This window comes from uncultured Paraglaciecola sp., from assembly GCF_913058035.1.
Taxonomy (GTDB): domain Bacteria; phylum Pseudomonadota; class Gammaproteobacteria; order Enterobacterales; family Alteromonadaceae; genus Paraglaciecola.
In genome coordinates, this window is sequence record NZ_CAJXPA010000279.1 from 1 (window position 1) to 4015 (window position 4015).

Consider the following 4015-nt stretch of genomic DNA (forward strand, 5'->3'; position numbering starts at 1 on the left):
TACTATTTATGATAGTCGTTAATGTTGCTGTGTTGAGTTCGGAGTTCAGCGTATGTTTGGTTCACCTGGCTTCGGCAGTGCGTTTAACTTCACATTGGTAGATGGCGATGTGGAATTTGATGTGGAAAGTTTTGGTTCTCAGTCTCCATTGGTTGGTTTGAGTGATTCAGCTAACTTCAATATCTTCTATGAAAAAGACGGTTTATCGGTCAAGGTCACCTACGCTTGGCGTGATGATTACCTCATTGGTGTTGGCCAAGCTCAGGGAAGCTCTGAAGGTCCACCGCAGTTTGGTAAAGAGTACGCGCAAACTGATATCAGTGTGAATTATGATGTCACTGATGAACTCACAGTTTTCTTTGAAGGTATTAACCTTACTAATGAAACTGAACAAGGTTACGGACGTTACGAAGAGCAGTTTTTGTTTGCTCGTCAATACGGGCCGCGTTATGCCTTAGGAGCTCGCTATACCTTTTAAGGTGTAGCTAGCAATCAAAAGACCGCTGATTTCAGCGGTTTTTTTGTATTTTTAGTCTAATGATCAATAGTTTCACGTATCATAGGTCTCTATTGTTTTTTAATACGTATACAATTATAGCTTTTAATTTTTTTGAATAATTTGGAGTGTTAAAATTGGATAACGAAGTCCGAGAAATCACTATTGTAGGTGGTGGCACAGCGGGTTGGTTAACAGCCGGAGTGATTGCCGCCGAACATATGGCAAATTCAGACTCAGGGGTTAAGGTAACCTTGGTTGAATCTCCTGATGTTAAGCCTATTGGCGTAGGTGAAGGCACATGGCCTACAATGCGTGGCACGCTTCAAAAGATGGGTATTGATGAAACAGAATTTTTTCGTGAATGTGATGCTTCATTCAAGCAAGGTGCAAAATTTGCTAAATGGGTCACAGGCGCAGAAGATGATTTTTACTATCATCCACTAGTATTACCTGAAGGCTTTGAAAAAATTAATTTAGCCCCTTATTGGCAGCCCCAATCAGATAAAGTGTCCTTTGCAGATGCGGTGAGTTTTCAAGGACATCTTTGTGAAAAGGGTCTCGCACCAAAACAAATCACTACCCCAGAATACGCTCATGTTGCTAATTATGCTTATCACCTAGATGCAGGTAAATTTTCTGCTTTTTTACAAAAGCACTGTACTGAGAAATTAGGTGTTAGGCACATTTTAGACCATGTCACTGAGGTTAATTCTGCACCTAATGGCGATATTGCTTCCGTTGGCACCAAATTACATGGCGATATCACAGGTGATTTGTTTATTGACTGCACTGGTTTTAAATCGTTGTTACTAGGTAAACATTACAGCATTCCATTTATCAGTAAAAAACATATTTTGTTTAATGACACAGCATTGGCTGTGCACGTACCTTATCAAAATGAAAACGATGCAATCGCTTCACATACTATCTCCACTGGACAAAGCGCTGGTTGGATTTGGGACATTGGTCTGCCTTCTCGCCGAGGTGTTGGCCATGTATTCTCATCTGCCCACACCACTGTTGAAAAAGCAGAGAAAGAATTACGTGATTACATCAGGCCTACGTTAGGCAAAAAAGCCGATGAGATAAGTATTAGGAAAATACCTATCAACCCTGGGCATAGAGAGGTTTTTTGGCATAAAAACTGTGTAGCAGTAGGGCTTTCTGCTGGTTTCTTGGAACCTTTAGAAGCATCAGCACTAGTTTTAGTTGAGCTATCAGCTGCCATGATAAGTGAACAACTACCTGCCAATCGTGATGTAATGGATATCGTAGCAAAACGCTTTAATAAAAAATTCCTTTATCGCTGGGACAGGATCGTTGATTTTCTAAAGTTACACTATATTTTAACTAAAAGAACTGACACTAAATATTGGCGAGACAATTGTTTAGCTGAATCCATCCCTGAAGACTTGCAAACACTATTAAAGCTGTGGCGTTTCGAATCACCTTGGCAACTCGACTTTGATCATGCTGATGAAGTATTCCCTTCCGCTAGTTATCAATACATACTATATGGGATGGGTTTTGAAACTTCTGCTCGGCATACCACAAGGCGCTCAGATAATATTGACTTAGCTCAATCGACATTTCAAAAAAATGCGCAGTTAACTCAAAAATTACTTGCCGGGTTACCTAATAATCGTGAGTTAATTAATAAGATAAAACAATATGGCTTACAAAAAATCTAAAGGATAATACATGCCCAATCATCAATTATTGGATAACATCAATCACAAAGATGTCCATGTAATCACAGAACGTAAACCGGAGTTTGGTGATAACAGCAGTTATAGCCATGTTTTTATCTCCGAGTTTCGAGATGTGCAAGCCCACTACCCCATATTTCTTCAAAAGAGTGCCCAAACAGGTCAATTTGAAGTCATCGCTTTGCTTGGTCTAGCCGGTGAAGAAAACTTGTTTTTAAACGACACCGGATGGCAAGCCAGTTATATTCCCTTGAGTATTCAAAGACGGCCATTCCTAATCGGTTTTCAAGAGAACGCCGAAGACGGTGTGGTCAGCGAAGAACCGGTTGTGCATATCGATATGGACAGCCCAAGAATTAGCTACAACCAAGGCGAAGCAGTATTTCTTCCTCAAGGTGGTCAGAGCCCTTATCTGCAACAAGTCAGTGCTACTTTGATGGCCATTTACCAAGGCCACCAAGAAACTAAGAGCTTCATTGATAGCCTACTGCAACATGAACTCATCGAGAGTGTCGAAATTAAAGTCACTTTAGACGATGAAACAAATCATGCAATGGATTTTTTGTATACGATTAACGAAGAAAAAGTAGCACAACTTTCCGACGTTGCTGTGGCTGATTTACACCGATTAGGTCATTTAAAAGCCATTCATATGATTTTGGCCTCTATGCCAAATATGAGTCATTTAATAACCTTGAAAAATCGTCAATTAAAATAAACAATGTTTGAAATCAAACAATCAATTCAAGAGATCGCTGGGGCTACAAACAAAAGTTTGACTTCTGAGTTACTTTGCTCAACCACACCTGTAGTGTTGCGTGGCTTAATTAAAGATTGGCCTTTGGTAACACAGGCTAATATGTCTAACCACGCAGCTCAAAATTATCTAAGAAAACATTATAATCAAAACAAAATTCGCACCTTTTTAGCAGATGCGAAACACCAAGGTCGTTTTTTTTACAATGATGACTTAAGTGGATTTAACTTTACTCCCACAACCACCACGTTTGATAAAGTCTTGGATGATTTAGCTGAGTATGAACATCTGCTTAATCCTCCTGGATTATATATGGGATCTACTTCAGTGGACCACATTTTACCAAATTTCAGACACGATAATGACTTGCCGCTATTGGTTGATAATCCCTTAGTGAGTGTGTGGGTTGGTAATCAATCGCGTATTGCTGCCCATTATGATGTTACCGACAACATCGCCTGTGTGGCCGCGGGTAAAAGACGTTTTACTTTGTTTCCACCTAACCAGTTAGACAATTTATACATAGGACCACTGGATTTTACCCCAGCTGGGCAATCGGCTAGTTTAGTCGATTTTGCGCAACCTGATTTAATCAAGTATCCAAAATTTGTAGAAGCGATGCAACATGCACAAGTAGCTGAGCTCGAAGCTGGAGATGCTATTTTTATACCTAGTATGTGGTGGCATCATGTAGAAGGTTTGAGCCGCTTTAATGTGCTAGTGAATTACTGGTGGCGACAAGTTGATATACAGATGGGTGCACCTATGGACGCATTAAATCATGCCCTACTCAGTATTCGAGATTTACCTCAAGCACAACGAGATGCATGGCGAGATCTGTTTGAGCATTATATCTTTGCCCCAAAAGAACAACGTCATATTCCAAGTGAAAGAAGAGGGGTACTCAATCCTATTGACGAACAATTAGCCCGCAAATTACGCGCCTCTTTAGTGAATAAGCTTAATAGATAGACACTTAATATTTATTCAACATTTAAAAACGTTTGTTCTAGTATGCTATGGGGCTAAGTCATCTAGCCTGCCTAGCTA

The 4015-nt window shown here is 40.0% G+C and carries 3 protein-coding genes and 1 pseudogene; all 4 read left to right on the forward strand.

Features of this window, described 5'->3' with window-relative positions; genetic code table 11:
• Positions 1–43: 43 nt before the first annotated feature.
• Positions 44–478: pseudogene (locus QZ562_RS20120) on the forward strand (TonB-dependent receptor); the annotation flags it as partial.
• Positions 479–633: 155 nt separating this feature from the next.
• On the forward strand, positions 634–2190 hold the full coding sequence (locus tag QZ562_RS20125; RefSeq protein ID WP_293764301.1) for a tryptophan halogenase family protein: 1557 nt from the start codon (positions 634–636) through the stop codon (positions 2188–2190).
• Between the two features lie 10 nt (positions 2191–2200).
• Positions 2201–2926 carry a SapC family protein gene (locus QZ562_RS20130; protein WP_293764304.1) on the forward strand — a complete coding sequence of 242 codons (726 nt, stop codon included), beginning with the start codon at positions 2201–2203 and terminating at the stop codon, positions 2924–2926.
• A 3-nt stretch (positions 2927–2929) separates the two neighbouring features.
• Positions 2930–3937, forward strand: a complete 1008-nt coding sequence (locus QZ562_RS20135) for a cupin-like domain-containing protein (RefSeq protein ID WP_293764307.1) — start codon at positions 2930–2932, stop codon at positions 3935–3937.
• The last annotated feature ends 78 nt before the right edge of the window (positions 3938–4015 follow it).

Bases quoted from the DNA above. Each gene is read 5' to 3' on its own strand.
- QZ562_RS20130 (WP_293764304.1), top strand. From the start codon at position 2,201: ATGCCCAATCATCAATTATTGGATAACATCAATCACAAAGATGTCCAT.
- QZ562_RS20135 (WP_293764307.1), top strand. From the start codon at position 2,930: ATGTTTGAAATCAAACAATCAATTCAAGAGATCGCTGGGGCTACAAAC.